Source organism: Pedobacter ginsengiterrae (assembly GCF_039537385.1).
In the GTDB taxonomy this organism is placed as follows: domain Bacteria; phylum Bacteroidota; class Bacteroidia; order Sphingobacteriales; family Sphingobacteriaceae; genus Pedobacter; species Pedobacter ginsengiterrae.
The window spans coordinates 171517-187528 of sequence record NZ_BAABAK010000005.1; the positions used below are offsets into that span (position 1 = coordinate 171517).

Annotated in this window: 19 protein-coding genes and 1 tRNA gene; 10 read left to right on the plus strand and 10 right to left on the minus strand. The window is 33.2% G+C overall.

Going from position 1 to position 16012, the window contains the following annotated elements:
- Nucleotides 1-8: 8 nt before the first annotated feature.
- Nucleotides 9-521, plus strand: coding sequence for a putative periplasmic lipoprotein (locus ABD692_RS07285; protein ID WP_344766017.1), 513 nt, complete (start codon nucleotides 9-11; stop codon nucleotides 519-521).
- Nucleotides 522-559: 38 nt separating this feature from the next.
- Here ABD692_RS07285 and ABD692_RS07290 read toward each other — a convergent pair whose 3' ends face one another.
- The 5 genes from ABD692_RS07290 to ABD692_RS07310 all read right to left on the minus strand — a co-directional run bounded on the left by ABD692_RS07290 (nucleotide 560) and on the right by ABD692_RS07310 (nucleotide 4466).
- Entirely contained in the window at nucleotides 560-1354 is a 795-nt protein-coding gene (locus ABD692_RS07290) for an SDR family NAD(P)-dependent oxidoreductase (RefSeq protein ID WP_344766018.1), read from the minus strand.
- A gap of 71 nt (nucleotides 1355-1425) precedes the next feature.
- Complete coding sequence (msrA, locus tag ABD692_RS07295; RefSeq protein ID WP_344766019.1) at nucleotides 1426-1917, minus strand: peptide-methionine (S)-S-oxide reductase MsrA; 492 nt, start codon at nucleotides 1915-1917, stop codon at nucleotides 1426-1428.
- Between the two features lie 126 nt (nucleotides 1918-2043).
- Nucleotides 2044-2958: a helix-turn-helix domain-containing protein gene (locus ABD692_RS07300; RefSeq protein WP_344766020.1), complete on the minus strand. Its 915-nt coding sequence runs from the start codon at nucleotides 2956-2958 to the stop codon at nucleotides 2044-2046.
- A gap of 15 nt (nucleotides 2959-2973) precedes the next feature.
- Complete coding sequence (locus tag ABD692_RS07305) at nucleotides 2974-3864, minus strand: NmrA family NAD(P)-binding protein (RefSeq protein WP_344766021.1); 891 nt, start codon at nucleotides 3862-3864, stop codon at nucleotides 2974-2976.
- Between the two features lie 98 nt (nucleotides 3865-3962).
- Complete coding sequence (locus ABD692_RS07310; RefSeq protein WP_316760921.1) at nucleotides 3963-4466, minus strand: MarR family winged helix-turn-helix transcriptional regulator; 504 nt, start codon at nucleotides 4464-4466, stop codon at nucleotides 3963-3965.
- A 114-nt stretch (nucleotides 4467-4580) separates the two neighbouring features.
- Here ABD692_RS07310 and ABD692_RS07315 point away from each other — a divergent pair, with 114 nt between their 5' ends.
- Nucleotides 4581-4844: a hypothetical protein gene (locus ABD692_RS07315; RefSeq protein WP_316760924.1), complete on the plus strand. Its 264-nt coding sequence runs from the start codon at nucleotides 4581-4583 to the stop codon at nucleotides 4842-4844.
- 95 nt (nucleotides 4845-4939) lie between these two features.
- On the opposite strand, the gene ABD692_RS07320 is transcribed toward ABD692_RS07315, so the two are convergent.
- Complete coding sequence (locus tag ABD692_RS07320) at nucleotides 4940-5248, minus strand: hypothetical protein (RefSeq protein WP_344766022.1); 309 nt, start codon at nucleotides 5246-5248, stop codon at nucleotides 4940-4942.
- 441 nt (nucleotides 5249-5689) lie between these two features.
- Here ABD692_RS07320 and ABD692_RS07325 point away from each other — a divergent pair, with 441 nt between their 5' ends.
- Entirely contained in the window at nucleotides 5690-6403 is a 714-nt protein-coding gene (locus ABD692_RS07325) for a LytR/AlgR family response regulator transcription factor (RefSeq protein WP_316760928.1), read from the plus strand.
- 194 nt (nucleotides 6404-6597) lie between these two features.
- On the opposite strand, the gene ABD692_RS07330 is transcribed toward ABD692_RS07325, so the two are convergent.
- Nucleotides 6598-6682 (minus strand) — tRNA-Ser (locus ABD692_RS07330).
- Nucleotides 6683-6862: 180 nt separating this feature from the next.
- Nucleotides 6863-7045 (minus strand): hypothetical protein, encoded by a 183-nt coding sequence (locus ABD692_RS07335; RefSeq protein WP_316760930.1) that lies wholly within the window; start codon nucleotides 7043-7045, stop codon nucleotides 6863-6865.
- A 304-nt stretch (nucleotides 7046-7349) separates the two neighbouring features.
- Here ABD692_RS07335 and ABD692_RS07340 point away from each other — a divergent pair, with 304 nt between their 5' ends.
- The 4 genes from ABD692_RS07340 to ABD692_RS07355 all read left to right on the plus strand — a co-directional run bounded on the left by ABD692_RS07340 (nucleotide 7350) and on the right by ABD692_RS07355 (nucleotide 10381).
- Nucleotides 7350-7910 carry an RNA polymerase sigma factor gene (locus tag ABD692_RS07340; protein WP_344766023.1) on the plus strand — a complete coding sequence of 187 codons (561 nt, stop codon included), beginning with the start codon at nucleotides 7350-7352 and terminating at the stop codon, nucleotides 7908-7910.
- Nucleotides 7900-8691: a HEAT repeat domain-containing protein gene (locus ABD692_RS07345; protein WP_344766024.1), complete on the plus strand. Its 792-nt coding sequence runs from the start codon at nucleotides 7900-7902 to the stop codon at nucleotides 8689-8691. Before ABD692_RS07340 ends, ABD692_RS07345 begins: the two co-directional genes overlap by 11 nt.
- 26 nt (nucleotides 8692-8717) lie before the next feature.
- Entirely contained in the window at nucleotides 8718-9572 is an 855-nt protein-coding gene (locus ABD692_RS07350) for a DUF4097 family beta strand repeat-containing protein (RefSeq protein WP_316760938.1), read from the plus strand.
- A gap of 74 nt (nucleotides 9573-9646) precedes the next feature.
- Nucleotides 9647-10381, plus strand: coding sequence for a hypothetical protein (locus ABD692_RS07355; RefSeq protein ID WP_344766025.1), 735 nt, complete (start codon nucleotides 9647-9649; stop codon nucleotides 10379-10381).
- A 222-nt stretch (nucleotides 10382-10603) separates the two neighbouring features.
- On the opposite strand, the gene ABD692_RS07360 is transcribed toward ABD692_RS07355, so the two are convergent.
- Both ABD692_RS07360 and ABD692_RS07365 read right to left on the minus strand, forming a co-directional pair.
- Nucleotides 10604-10819 (minus strand): hypothetical protein, encoded by a 216-nt coding sequence (locus ABD692_RS07360; RefSeq protein ID WP_316760945.1) that lies wholly within the window; start codon nucleotides 10817-10819, stop codon nucleotides 10604-10606.
- A gap of 70 nt (nucleotides 10820-10889) precedes the next feature.
- The gene (locus ABD692_RS07365; protein WP_316760947.1) at nucleotides 10890-11291 is read right to left on the minus strand and encodes a response regulator; all 402 of its coding nucleotides are present in this window, start codon (nucleotides 11289-11291) and stop codon (nucleotides 10890-10892) included.
- Between the two features lie 366 nt (nucleotides 11292-11657).
- Here ABD692_RS07365 and ABD692_RS07370 point away from each other — a divergent pair, with 366 nt between their 5' ends.
- The 3 genes from ABD692_RS07370 to map all read left to right on the plus strand — a co-directional run bounded on the left by ABD692_RS07370 (nucleotide 11658) and on the right by map (nucleotide 15253).
- Nucleotides 11658-13445, plus strand: coding sequence for a PAS domain-containing protein (locus ABD692_RS07370; protein WP_344766026.1), 1788 nt, complete (start codon nucleotides 11658-11660; stop codon nucleotides 13443-13445).
- 98 nt (nucleotides 13446-13543) lie between these two features.
- The gene (locus ABD692_RS07375) at nucleotides 13544-14356 is read left to right on the plus strand and encodes a hypothetical protein (protein WP_344766027.1); all 813 of its coding nucleotides are present in this window, start codon (nucleotides 13544-13546) and stop codon (nucleotides 14354-14356) included.
- A 96-nt stretch (nucleotides 14357-14452) separates the two neighbouring features.
- The gene (map, locus tag ABD692_RS07380; RefSeq protein ID WP_316760954.1) at nucleotides 14453-15253 is read left to right on the plus strand and encodes a type I methionyl aminopeptidase; all 801 of its coding nucleotides are present in this window, start codon (nucleotides 14453-14455) and stop codon (nucleotides 15251-15253) included.
- Nucleotides 15254-16012 lie beyond the last annotated feature (759 nt).

Here is a 16012-nt window from a genome sequence, read left to right on the forward strand (position 1 = left end):
TTTACAAAATGAAAAACACCTTAATTATAGCTTCTATATGCTTAACCCTATCAGCATGTGGATCGTCTTCACACTTATCAGCAAATGGTTCTGATAGCGATTCTACTGAAGTTGCACAAATTCAAAAACCAACTACAATTACTGGAAAAATGATGGCGCCTGAAAATGCCAAAGTTGGAGATTCAGTTAAAATCCGTTTTACAGTTTACAACAAAACAGATAGTACCCGTAAATTTTGCAAATGGCATACACCTTTTGAACCACTGATTAGCAAGTATTTAGATATTACCTCTGATGAAGGTATTGAAGCATCTTACAAAGGGGCAATGGCCAAAAGAATTATGCCACCTCCGGCAGATAGCTATATTGCTTTAAAATCAGGAGATAGTCTGGTTTCAGAAATTAATATTTTGAGAGGATATGATTTATCTAAACCTGGCAAATATACCATCAAGTACAATGCTGAAAATATGAGCGGTATTGTAGTTAAAGACAGTATTACGATAGCACTCTTAAAGTAAAACAAAAGATGTTCGGGTATGTTCCCGAACATCTCTTATTATAAGATAGACCTTATTAATCCTCCATCTACACGAATGGATGCGCCATTTGTTCCAGAAGCAAGTGGGCTCGAATAATAAGCCACCGCATTGGCTATTTCCTGTACATCCAAAAATCTTTGAATTAATGATGTTGGCCTCATATTTTTAAAGAAATCAGTTTCAACCTCAGCGGTTGTTAAATTTCCAGATTTTGCCAAATCTTCTATAAAGGCACCAACACCTTTCGATTTTGTTGGCCCAGGCAGTATAGAATTCACTGTAACATTAGTGCCTTTACAAAGCTCCGAGAGCCCTCTGCTAACGGCCAGTTGTGCCGTTTTGGTCATACCATAATGAATCATTTCATCAGGTATAAAGACAGCTGATTCGCTGGAAATGAAAATAATTCTTCCCCAGTTTTTATCGAGCATTTTTGGAAATAAGTGGCGAGATAATCTAATCCCGCTCATTACATTAACTTCAAAAAACCTGAACCAATCTTCGTCAGAAATTTCGGCAAATGCTTTAGGCTCGAAAATGCCCGCGTTGTTAACCAGAATATCAACATAAGGCAAATCAGCAATTAATCGGGCTACATCTTCAGATTTTGAAAAATCGGCAGCAAAACCCGAAACCGAACCCTGCGGATTCAAATCGCGAAGCGCTTTAACAGCCTCATCAACACTTTCATTTGTTCTTCCGTTAATGATTACGTTAACACCTTCCTCTAATAAGGTTTCGGCGATTGAATAACCAATTCCTGCGGTAGAGCCGCTTATAAATGCTGTTTTATTTTTAAGTTGTAAATCCATTATCAGGCTAATTATTGTGTTAAATCGATTTCAAAATATAAAGGCCTCTTATAAAAAGAAGCCTTCAAAAATTAGTTCATTTTCCAGTCTGGTCTTTCGAAATGACAGGTATATCCATACGGATTTTTTTGCAAATAATCCTGATGGTCTTCTTCTGCATTCCAGAAATCTGTAGCTGGAACAACCTCTGTTACAATTTTTCCTGGCCAAACACCCGATGCATCCATTTCTGCAATTAATGCGTTAGCCGTTTCCTGTTGAGCTTCATTCTCAAAGAAAATTGCAGAGCGATAAGACGTACCTACATCATTACCTTGCCTGTTTCTGGTTGTTGGATCATGAATCTGAAAGAAATATTCAAGGAGTGTACGATAAGATAAAATTGTTGGATCAAATGTTATTTCAATGCCTTCTGCATGAGTGCCATGGTTGCGATATGTTGCATTCTTAACATCTCCGCCAGTATAACCAACGATTGTTGAAGTAACACCTGGAAGATGACGAATAAGCTCTTCTACACCCCAAAAACAACCTCCAGCTAATACAGCTTTTTCAGTATTCATATATTAATTCGTTTTATAATTAAAGTTACATTACTAGTGCGTAAACCACAAGAATTGGAAAAAAAATGCCATTTTAAAGACATCCCAATACTTGGATTTGTTTTTAACTTTAGTAAATTAATATTGTTAATTGAATGGATTTCGGTAAGCTGTTGGCGATAGATTTGTTTTCTTTTTGAAAAGCTTATTAAACGATTGCGAATGTTCAAAGCCGAGTTGATAAGCAATTTCACTAATGGATAAATTATTATTCGAAAGCCTTTCTTTTGCTTTATCAATCAATTTATTATGTATGTGTTGCTGCGTACTTTGCCCTGTAAGCACCTTCAACAATCCACTTAAATAATTAGGAGATATATTTAATTGATCAGCCACATATTGCACTGTAGGCAATCCTTTCACAAGTAAGTCATCGCTTTCAAAATATGCATTTAATAGATCGTCCAAACTATCTAAAGTGTTATGGTTTGCAATTTTTCTAGTTAAAAACTGCCGATGATAAAACCGATCTGCATAAGTTAACAGCAATTCTAACTGGGCAATAATAACACTCTGACTGAACTTGTCAATATTGGAATGATACTCTTGCTCGATGTTTTGCATAATACCTAACAACATAGTTTCTTCTTTATCAGAGAGATGCAAGGCTTCGCTTACAGAATAGCTAAAAAATTCGTATTTCTTTACCAGTCTAGCTAAGCTTGTATTCCAAAAAAAATCAGGATGAATCAATAAAAGCCATCCAGTATGTTTTATTTCTTCCTTTATTTCTATCGAAAAAACCTGACCAGGAGATATAAAAAACAAAATCCCTTCATCGAAATCATATTGCTGTTGGCCATATTTCATTTTTCCATTAAAATTTCTTTTCAATGCAATTGAATAAAATTCATCGACCATTGTTACAGATCGATTGCCTGACAAATGTTTAATGGAATTAAGATTGATTACACTAATTAATGGGTGCTCTGGTTTAGGAAGCCCCATCAATTTATGATAGTCGCTTATTGTTTTATTTCTATGCGGTTGCAGATTTGCCATAATCCAATATAAACATTATTGATTATAAGCAGCCGCAAAATCGATTGCAAAATCTTTAAGTTTTACTTTGCCTGTTATTTTTGAATTACTTGCGTAGAAATCTTTAGCTAATAAACCACTATGCAGGCTTCCATATAATTCAACAATTTGTTCAGCCAATTTTACAGGGAAACCATTTGATTCTAATCCTTTTTGCATTTCTTCATCGCTAACCAATATCCACTTTAAGTCGGGTTTCCCAATAGCCTGTCCCAAAATACTAGCAGCTTCATTACAAGTTACTTCATCGCTTGCTACGTAACGCACTTCTTCACTCGTCGTTTTTACCAGTTCATCTGCTGCTGCGCTGGCAATGTCTTTAGGAGAAACCATCAATACTTTATCATCTGCTCCGTAATTGGATGCAATAAAACCAACACTTTTAATCATTTTAATAAAACCTAAAAGATTATAATAAAATGAAGTAGGCCGAATCCGAGTTAGTGACACATCAGGTAGCTTTTTCAGTATTTCTTCAACCAAATGCGAACCTAAAATAATGCCAGTTCCTTTATCCAAATCGCCACCAAAACTACTTAACTGAACTGCACGTTTTACACCCGAAGCCTTAATTGCTGTTGCATAATTATTTCCAACAACCTGGTAAAAAGTTAAAGGATCAATCGAATGATCGTAATAGTAAGTCGGTGGAACCATGCAATAAACAGCATCTGCTTCGGCAAAAGTATTTGTTAAAAATTCAACATCCTCAAGTGATCCTATTGCGGCAGTTGCACCTAATAATTCAATATCAGCTTGCCTGTTCTGATTACTACTAATTACCGTAACCAAATGACCTTTTTCTATTAACTCTTTTGTTAAGGGCTTGCTGATATTCCCTAAAGAACCTGTAATTATAATTTTCATCTTTTATTTGATTTATTTACAATCCAAAGGTCCAAAACAGTTAATGTTATAAATTAGCCAAATCTATTTTTATTGTAGCCTAAAAATGGGTTATTATTTTAATCTGTAAAGTTATGATCAGCACTTAACCTGGTGCTTTCATGATAATCTATTATAGAATTTATGACTCGAACTGCCGTGTTTAAATCCTTCTCTCCCACCAATTGCTTATAAATAAGGTTCATTTTTTGGGTTTCATTTTTTGCATTTAAGATAAACTCTTTTCCCGATTTAGTGAGAGATAATACTTCTATCCTCTTATCTTTCCCACTGGTAGCGCTAATAATGAATCCTTTGTCTTCTAATTCTTTAATCGATCGGCTTATAGTTTGTTTTGGTAACATCGATTTTTTTGCAATTTCTGATGCAGTACTACCTTCTACACTTATATTAAACATTACAGGCATATAAGATAGCTTCATATCTTTCCAAATGGGTTTTATATTATCATGTGCCCAAATATCAAGTTGTTTACGAAGATTAAAGATAATTCGTTGCCAGTTCTCTGAACCATTTCGTTCAAAATCAAGCAATTCTTTGTCGATGTCTTTTTCTACAGCCATAGCACAAACATAACAAAATTAATTATCAACATTGTTTACTAACTTAGTAAACAATGTTTACCTTTGTGCTATTAAGATTATAATATTCCTCCTCAAATAATTAACTCTTTATTAATGCAAAGCTATACAATCATAATATCCACGATCATCAATTCGACTGAAGATTTAAAAGGCATACAAAAAGTAATCGAGCATTTGCCATCTATCTCAGAATGGTCTCATGATTTGGATGATTGCGATAAAGTATTGAGAGTAGTAAGCGAGATTAACGTTTCAATGGTACTGGTAGAACAACTAGGTAATCTAGGTATTACTGCTAACGTAATGGAAATATTTCAGGAAGAAACATCAGAAATCAATGGCTTTGTTATTCTTTAACTGAATCTGCGTACAACATCCAAATCTTATGTAATCAGGAAATTAATCATTTGGAAGAAATCACTATTGAAACAAGCAAAAAAACATTGTCAATTTCAAAAGGTGGTATCTTGTTGCAGCTGATAAACAGAAACCAGATTGTCTTCTAAGTTAAAGGCTAAAGATTTTTTACAACTTCCATCTTGCTCTACGCAATGCATAATTAACTTCGATTTAAAATCAATAAACATGCCTACCTTCGGCATTAATTCGTTAACAAAACTTATTGCAGATATTTCTTTAACAAGATGTATGTATACTTCCTCAGATGTTTCCCAAGCTGTATGATCAATAAGATCTACCCATTCAAGTTCAATTTTCTTTACAAAAGCGCCTACTTTTTGCCGTTCAATAATTGCGTGCATATTACCATTATTATTTTTTAAACCTTCTTACAACAAGAACCTGGAGAGTGTTATTTTGATTTAGGCTAAAAATATTTTAGACTGCGAATTACCGAAAAAAAGAACCCGAATTTTTGCATTTTATGCAAAGTGCATTAAATTTTATGCCAATAAGATCACCCGCAAAAAAATTTTAACATCAAAAAGGAGCTAATTACGACTGATTACAACTACAAAGAATAATAAAACATATTTCTAATTTTTCCTAAAAACACCATAATTTTAATGCACTTTAACCGTCACATTTAATCTATTTTATGCAAACAGAGCCAAATATTATGCATATTGTCTATTTGTAACTAATGAGTTGCACAAAATGTGGCTATCTTTGCAGCCTTATATTTTTTCTAAAATATTTAGAATTTCTAGATTAATTTTTGTTTTAAAGCTTTTATACTATTAATGACTTTCACCTGTATTATCATTGATGACGATCCCGGAACCATAGAACAGCTTACTGAATACATTTCGCTAATTCCAGAGCTAAGTTTATTAAAGGGGTTTACTAACCCGATGCTTGCTGTTGAAGAAATTAATCGATCTGTCGATCCATTGGATTTTCTTTTTACAGATATAGAAATGCCAGAAATTAGCGGTATTGAAGTAGCTAAACAAGTGGGCAATAAAATTAAAAGCCTGATTCTGGTATCTTCTCATTTAAAATATGCTGTTGAAGGCTATGACTTATCCGCAAAACAGTTTTTACCAAAACCTTTCAATTTTAAAAAATTTGAATTAGTTGTTAATAATTTAATAGCTAATATTATTAAGGAAAGGCCCTTTTTATGGATTAAGGTAGGTAAGAAAAACGAATTCATGAAAACAGATATTGATCAGATCGTTGCATTTGAAGGCGCATCAAACTATATCAAAATACATACAATTGATAAAACCGTTATCACTTACGGAAAGATCTACGAATTTGAAAAACTGTTAGAACAATACAGCGGTTTTATCCGAATTAATAAGTCGTTTATAATCTCTGAGGCCTACATTCAAAAAATTGAAAGTAATATGGTTCATCTCACTAAGAACATTCAGGTTAAAGTTGGCGCTACCTTTAAAAAATCATTTTCTCTTCGTTTAGAAGAAATTACTCGCACAAAAATTATCTGATAATTTACCATTCTTGTTGTTGAGTAACCCATTTTATTGTTGCAAAATGCAATAATAAGCAGATTGTTTTAAAGCAAAAATGATCTGTTATTTAACTCGAAGTTTTTGTAATTAATGGTTCATTGAACAATGAACTTATAAATCATCTGGCACAAATTAGATATTTAATTTGTACCAGATGTATTTTTTTGAAGCGGAAAGCGAGGGATTCGAACCCCCGGACCTATTACAGTCAACAGTTTTCAAGACTGCCGCATTCGACCACTCTGCCAGCTTTCCGCTGCAAAAGTAAGCATCTCAATCAAATCTGCAAGACCCAAATGAAACAAAATGCAACCAACGGAGGTAACACAATGGTAATCAACGAAAATATTTTTATTTAGAACCGTAGAAACTGAAATTAACGATCAGAAATTGCCTGGAAATGTAGATTAATGCAATATTATTAATTTAACTTTGCTATCCATTCAAAGATTTTTCAAAATCATCGAACATGACTTCAAGTTCTGTTTTTTTGATAAAAATTGCTCCACATTCTTCCGGAACAGTTTCTATTTCTGTAAGCACAGTAACAGTTCTGATATTTAAATCAAACAACTGCGATAGTTCTTTAAATTTAGATGGTGCTAATTTGAAAACCATACGTTTTGCTTTTTAGAGGTTCAGCATACCAAGAAAGGCAAAAAAAATTAAAATAAAACACATCCACAACTAAAAGGTGTAGGATTGTCGCTTTATTTATTAACATAAATAGCTTATCCACAATTGCTTTATAAAAAACCCTTGCATAATTGCAGTAAGTTCATCCCCTATTAAGCATTAATCATTTAGGCTATTTTATATTTATTTTAAAAAAATCTATCGCAACATGCAACACAAATAACAAACCTGCGACTAAGAGATAAGAAACCTAATTAGATAACGAAATTAACAAACTCAAAAAGAATTGCAGCTAGCAGAAAAAATAACTGATCAGGAACTGATTATTATGTGCCGCGAAGGAAAAGACTTCGGCTATACTGGATTGTATAATAAATATGCTAAACGCATTTACAATTCTATTAGTCGCTTGATAAGCCATACTGCAGAGGCCGAAGATATTCTTCAGGAAACCTTTTTTACAGTGTTCAGCGAGCCTGAGAAATTAGTTAGCATTGTAAATTTCGAGGCTTGGGTAAGGCGGATGGCAATTAATCGCTCAATTTCTCATCTTCGGAAAAAGAAAATTAGCTTTTCTGAACTAGACGACTTCCATATAGCGGCAGAAGAAGAATATGATGCAGAAGAAAATGAAATATTTGATTGTAAAGTTGAGGATGTGAAGAGAAGCATTGAAGCGCTATCGGAAGGTTATAAAACCATATTAAATTTATATGTATTTGAGAAAATGACACACGATGATATAGCAACAATGCTCGGTTTATCTTCCAGTACGGTAAGAACTCAATATCACAGAGCAAAAAAAAGAGTACTAGAATCATTAAAAGATAAGTGTTATGATGAATGATCAGTTAAAAGAATTTGTAGAGCATAACAGGGAAGAATTCGATCAGCTGGAAGCACCAGTTTTTAACCTTGAAGGTTTCAAAGCAAAACGAAACCAAGCTCCAGAAAAAAGAAAAAATAAAGTCCTTTTTTTAACAACCAATAAGTGGCTTGTCGCAGCTTCTATAGTTGTAGTATTTGGCTCTTTGTTCTTCTTTTTAATCAGAAATGAAAAACCATTCCCCACGGGTGAAATAGTTCGGAAAGTACAAAAAGATTTAAACGAAGAAATAAGGCAAGAACCGCAAATTAAAGACTCAGAGATAAAAGTGCTTAATAATGGTACTAAAACATCTTATGTTTCATTTAAAGACACGAAAGCGGCTAAAATACAATATAAATTAACAGATAAAAATAACTTATACCTAAATCTTAATGATAGTACATCATCGAGCAACAGACTTTCGGCAATTCTTGAAATTGAAAGAACAGGCACAATGAGTAATGCAGTTTTAGATAAGTTATCAGAAACTTTAAATAAAGATGAAAATAGTAATGTAAGGCTTGCTGCCCTTAGTTTAATGGCAAAATACAGTTATGATGCCTATGCATCAGGTCTATTAATCCGTTCTCTGAATGTACAAAGCGACCCAATGGTTCAACTAGAATTGGTAAACATACTTGGTAAAATAGAGAACATAAACATTAATGATAAGCTTTATGCATTAGCTAACGATCCAAATACTTTTAGCGCAGTTAAAGATGAAGCTTACAATATCTTACTTCGAGAAGACAAATTATAAAAACAAATAAACTTAAATACAAACACATGAAAAAGCAATTAATCGTATTACTCTCCCTTTTTTCCATTACCCTCTCAGTTTCTGCTCAAAAAGAATATAAACTATCCAAAAGTTCGGGTAAGCTTAATTTAAACATTAGTGGTGCTGTAATAGAAGGCTACAATGGCAACGAAATTATTTTCTCTTCTCCAAAGTCCGAACCTGTAGAAGTAGACGAGCGAGCAAAAGGTTTAAGAACAGTAAGTGGCTCTGGATTTACGGATAATACAGGTTTAGGAATAGATGTATCTGAAAAAGGAGAGGAAATCAATGTTAATCCGGTAGGTAGAAACACCAAAGGGATTCTGATAATTAAAGTACCACAAAACATTAAAATTTCTTTTAAAAACACCAATGTTAATCAAGACGAACTGATCTTAAAAAACTTGAAAAATGAAATTGAAGTATCGGCTAGTTATAATAAAATTAAATTAGAAAATAACAGCGGTCCAATGAATGTTAAAACCTTATACGGTTCTGTTGATGCAATTTTCAATGGAGAAATAAAAGGACCTGTATCGATTATCTCCGTTTACGGTTATGTTGATGTTTCTATGCCTGCAACAACTAAAGCAAATATCGAGCTGGGTACAAGTTATGGTAACTTATACTTGGCAGAAGGTTTTAAAATCGCCATAGATAAAAAACCAGTTGAAAAAACAGATGATGCTGCCTCTGGCTTAAACTTAGTAAGTTCAATGGGGAGTAGCAACTTTACAAGTAATTTAAGTCAGATTAATATCAGAGGAGATAAGGAAAATCTTAAAGGGAAAATAAACGGTGGTGGTGCTGATTTTATTATAAAATCGAACTATAAAAATGTTTATTTAAGAGATAAGTAACATCACTTGTAAACGCTCTTTAAAACCCCTCCCATCCACATTTATGTGGACTAAACCTCACCTAATCTTAATTTATGAAAGCAATAATTTTCTGGCTGTTTACGGCCTTAGTGCCATGCATTGCCCTTTCTCAAACGAAAGTAACTAAATCATATCCTGTAAAAAATGGCCAAACGATACAGTTTCGTTTCGATTACCCTAAAATTATACGAATTAGCACCTGGGAAAAGAATGAGATTGCCGTAGAAGCAACGGTAAACATTAATGATGGGAAAAATAATGATGCTTTCAGTTTAGAAGAAAATACCGTTGATGGAAAAATTTTAATAAGCAACAAACTGGATGTAAAGCAAATACCAAATGCTTATTATATTGTTGAAAATGGTATTAAAACGAAATTCAACTCTAAAGAAGATTTGGATAACTATCAGAAAGATAAAAACAGACAGTCTGGTGTATCTATTTACCAAACACAGGATGTGCAAATAACCATCGATATTAAAGTTCCAAATAATGTAAATACAGATATCGCATCAGTTTATGGTATAGTAGAATTAAAAGATTTCAACGGTCCAATAAAAATTGATGCTAAATATGGTGGAGTTGATGCCAGTTTAACCGAAGCTAAAATTGGAAAAATTAAACTAACAAATCATTACGGCAAAATATACACCGATCTTAGTTTAAAGCCTACCGAGCAAACAGAAAAGAACTTTTTTACTTCGATAACTGCTTCGCCAGGTAAAGGCCCAGAGTATGATTTTAGTTCAAATTTTGGGAATATATACTTACGTAATCAGATTAAATAAAATTAAATCTTTTGGTTTCTTAACATAAAAATAAAGGTGAGTGTTATCTAGCGATAATGCTCATCTTTGTTTACAAGCAATATTTGGAACTATACACCGAACGTCATTAGCAAAATGAATTTCGAAATATCCAATTAATGAATTATTAAGATTTGGCAGAGCTATGAAACGATCGATAAATGGTAAAACCGATAATCAGATAAAAACTAAAGTTCCACTTCTTTATTGTATAACACGGCAAATCTCGTTAAAGAAGTAATTAGAAATATTACTCCCTTCAACTTGATGCAAAACACCATCAATTCTTCGCAAATACCCATAAAAAATGCCATCGATCATAACTCTATAAAGCGAAACATCGTCTTTTACAGCAGTAATTATGATTATAGTTCCCTCTAAGTTTATAATTCGGGTATCGGTGCCCGGCATAATGTGCATAACGCAAAGTTTGCTAATTATAACTTCGAAAACAAATTCTATCTTAACAATAACTTATTATGAAAAATCATCAATCGAGGTTATAGTTGGTATTTGCAATTTCTTTGATGATGTCGAAATGTTCTGTTTTAAGTGGCTTACTTAAAAAGGAATAGACTAATTTGTATTTCTTAGCTTTAAGCCGATCAGATTCATTCTCAGAAGAAGAAACTAAAATTACCCTAATCTGCGAGGCATAAGGCCTTAATTCCAAAATATCTAGGAGCTCCCATCCATTCATGCCTGGCATATTAATATCCAATAAAATCAAATATCGTGTGTCTGGATCATTGCATTTATCAAGGTAAGCCAAACCATCTTTTGCGCCAGTGAAATAAACATAATTATCAGAAAATTCAGTTTGCTGAATTAATGTTTCATGAATGAACAAAATAAGTTCATCATCATCAATATTCAATAACTGTATTTTCATCTAACTTTCACACTTAATAGTATATTAAAACTATACTCCCTACTCAAAATAACTTAGTTAATTTTTCTTACAGCAAATATATTAAAATATGCTTGTTACCGTCTAAATGCTATTTCATAATACAAATAATGAAGATTTTGCTCATTTAACACAGGGTATTGATCTGCAAAAGATTAAAAAACAACAAACATATAATCTTTTAATAATCAACACCTTACTGCCTAAACAGTTTTAGCCATATGAATTATTTTTTATTTGTATGTCTCACAAGTATCACTTTCGACGAAAAATATCCATATTTGAATAAAGGATGCTTAAATATTACTATTAAATATTTCAATATCTTGTAAAACTAATCATCCCACAATGCCCTTACATCCTGGCTATTCTATTTTTAACCTGATTACCGCACCTGCGATATTACTGAAGCAGGAAGGAAAAAAATTAATCGTAATCGAGGTTAACCAGGCCTATGAGATGCTGATTGGTTTGCAAAGTGAATCATTAATTGGAGCAGATATTTTGAATCCAGTTAACTTACCTGTAGAAAACAGATATTTTTTTGAGCACGAATTAGTAAAATCCCCTTTAAAGAAATCACTTAAAAACCAAACTGCCGATAAGTTTATTCTTAGTACGAATTCTCTTCCATACGAAAAGATAAAAATACGTTCTAATGCCGAATTGATAGTAGAACACGTTCCTGTTTTTGCCCCAACCGACCCTACAATCTTATGGATTTATAGTATTGCAATTAATGATGTAAAATCATTGCAAGAGGTTGATGATAGCGAAAAAAGGTTTCGAAATCTGGTTCAGGATGGTTCAGATATGATTGCGATATTAGATGAAAAAGGCAGCTACAAATATGTGAGTCCTACTTCAGAAGCAATACTTGGAATTCTACCAACATACCTTATTGGCAAAAATGCTTTTGATTTCATTCATCCAGATGATAAGGATTTTGTATTTGATCAATTTATTAAAATAGAAAAAAACAATAGGCTTGCTCTTGAACCTTTTAGATTCGCTTCGGCATCAAATGAATGGAGGTGGATAGAAACCATAATCACCGATTTAAGAAGCGATCCATCCATAAATGGTATTGTTGCCAATTCTAGAGATATAACAGAACGAATTGAAGCTGAAAAAGCTTTATTAATAAGCAACGAACGCTATCGGTATGTTACCATGGCAACATCTGATGCAATTTGGGATTGGGACGTTGTTGACAACAGTTTGTACTGGGGAGAAGGGTTTATGACATTATTTGGCTATAAAGAACAGCCAGGTTTTGTTGAAATTTCTTCCTGGATATCTCGTTTGCATCCAGAAGATATTGAAAGAGTTGAGACTGGCATTTATAGCTTAATTGAAAGTGGTGGAACGAATTGGTTAGATGAATATCGTTACTTAAAAGAAGATGGCAGCTATGCTTATGTAATAGATCGGGGTTTTGTGATCAGAGATATTAATGGCAAAGCAATTAGAATGGTTGGTGCCATGCACGATATTACCCAGAAAAAGAAAGAAGAACAACAGCTGCGTTTATTGGAGTCGATGGTAAAGCACACCAAGGATGCGGTAATGATTACGGATGCAAACCAGAACCATTCTGGATTAAAAATAACCTATGTAAATCATAGTTTTACTAAAATGACAGGTTATTCCATCGAAGAATCGTTAGGTCAATCGCCAGAATTTCTTTCAGGAAAAAACACTTCAAAAAAAACAGTAAGAGAGCTGCGTAAAAGCCTTAATAATTTTGTAGCGAATGAGGTTACCATGATTACCTACAAAAAAGACGGCACAGAATTTTGGATGAACCTCGCCACCACGCCTCTTTCTGATGAAAACGGAGTATTTACACACTGGGTGATAATCCAAAGGGACGTTACACAACAAATTAAGTATTATAGTGCTATAGAGCAGCAAAACGAACGCCTCAAAGAAATCTCCTGGATGCAATCTCACGTTTTACGGGCACCTCTTACCAGACTTTTAGGACTTACCTATATTTTAAAAAATAAAATTCCACAACAAAAAATGTCAGATCTGGAGATAACGAATGAAATCGAAAACTCTGCTCAGGAATTAGATTCCGTAATCAAGAAAATCGTACTCAGAACTGATGAGCTTGAAGAATTAGGCTAATAAGCGCTTTAACTTAGGGTGTTAAATATTTTCTTAATCCTAAACCTTTATTAACTGCATAATTTTCATAATTTTATAAGGTAATTTTTATCTATACTATGCCGTTTATTCCAATCTCTGAAGCAGATTTACAATCATTTAAAGACGACCTTTCTCAATCAAATAAGTCAGCTGCTGAGCTTTTTTCTACATTAAAAAATCTAAAGAACGGATTTAAAACCAATGAAGATGAGCTGGTTAAGCTTAAATACAATTCAGCTAAAAAGCGTTTAGAAAACGATTACCTGTTAAAGAAAGAGCATTGGGATGCAGAAATTCAAGAACTTAAAAAACAGTTCAAACAGTTAGATAACCGAATTGTTGCTGCAGAACAGAAATTAAAAAATGGTATTCCAGAAGATTTAAATATTATGGAAAAACTCATTGCAGAGCAAGAATCTATAGTCGAAGATCAGGAAAAACTTAATATTGCCGAAACAGAACTTATCGCACATGTAAGAAACATAGATATTGAATATGGCAAAGAACAAGAAAAACTTAATCAACTAAATACAACAGTCGATAGCAATTATAACGCATCTATTGAAGATGAATCTCCTATTGATATAGCCGAAAAGCGGATAAAATTTAGAGTTAGCATCATATCACTGGTTCCAATTTTAATTATTCCCCTATTGGCCGATTTGTTTGGAAAAGCTATTGGATTGCAACAAACAAATAATGTAAACCACCAGCTAATAAGCGGACATTATTTTTTCTTTATAGCTTTAATTTTAACAGAGCTATTCTTAGCAGATAAAATTAAAACCCGTGTATCTAGATTGCTGTCAGTCCGTTATCTTCAGGCATCTTTCACCGAACTTCAACAGTTATTTAATAAGAACAACAAAGAATTAAATTCATTTAAATAATTAATTTTAATCTAAAATTGAAAGTTTACTAATCATTTATAATAAAATTCAATTTGAGTTCAAACATTAAAAACCATATGATTAACTTTGTGCCCAATGATTTTATATAAAACAAACGAACAAGTTGAACTAATGAAAATTAGTGCAATGTTAGTAAGCCATACACTTTCCGAAGTAGCAAAAATTTTGAAACCAGGTATCAAAACAATCCAAATAGATAAACTGGCAAATGAATATATCTTAGATAACGGTGCAGTACCCTCTTTTTATAATTACAGCGGATTTCCCCACCACATCATTACCTCTGTTAACGACGTGGTGGTACATGGTTTTCCAAATGAAACCGAACTTAAAGATGGAGATATAATCTCAGTTGATGTTGGTACGATAAAAAATGGATTTCACGGAGATCATGCATACACATTTATCATTGGAGAAGTTAGCCCAGAAATATTAAATTTGGTTAAAACAACAAAAGAATCTTTATTTATAGGTATAAAAGAAGCTATAGTTGGCAAACGATTAGGTGATATTGGTTTCGCTATTCAATCGCATAATGAAAAACAAGGTTATGGCGTTGTAAGAGATTTTGTAGGTCATGGCTTAGGCAAAACAATGCACGAAGATCCCCAAGTTCCTAACTATGGCAGAAGAGGAAGTGGAATAATGCTGAAAGAAAACCTAGTTCTTGCCATTGAACCAATGATAAACTTAGGTACAAAAGACGTATTTATAGAAAAAGATGGGTGGACAGTGCGAACAAAAGATGGCAAACCATCCGTTCATTTCGAGCACGATGTATGTATTAAAAAAGGTGAAGCTTTAATTCTATCTGATTATACACCAATAGAAGCAGCAGAAAAAGCAAATATTAACCTAAACACTAGCTATTATTAGTAATAGCTAGTTGTTTTTTCTCTCTATAAACTCTCCTTTAAATTGGCTCCCCTATTTTCAAATTATCAGAAAATATCTATAAAAATCAATTCAGTTTCCCGCAAATTATTTCCAGTAAAACAATTTCGGTGCTTGTGGGCCAATGCAGTCCTGCTGTTTGCTACAATCTTTTTGGCCATTGGAAGTACCCGATCGTATAAAAGTCTGCCCATCCAAAAAGGATTTTCGCTACCATCAGGTTTAAAGCGCAAGGCTAGATACTTTTTTGAACCATTCATCCTGCCCAAAACAAATAAAAAAACCTAATAAGCCCTTACATGAACATGGATACCTTAGATGCCTTAGCTGGTAAAATTAATATCCTGTCACCATCAGATTGATGCCTGGCTTAACCACCTTGATCTTTCCGTTTTAAGCTTTGATCCTTGACCTTTCCGCTTTCAGCATAAATAATGGGAACTTTGAAATCCCCACCCTTCCGTTTTGGTCTTTTAGCATCTAACAATCTGTGCTCTTCCCTTTAGTCTGAAGGAATTTATTAATAACCCTTAAATGAAACTGGAAAACTTAGATTCCCTTAGGATGTCTTACCTGGTGAAATTAATATCCTGTTACCCTTAACCACTTTGGTCTTTAATCTTTCCGCTTTGGTCTTTTAGCTTTACGCTTTAAGCATCATAAAAAAACGCTGTAAACCAAGAAACCCTTGCAGTTGTTACTACAAGGGTTCTTTTATTAATCTGCATTAGCAGTTTAAGA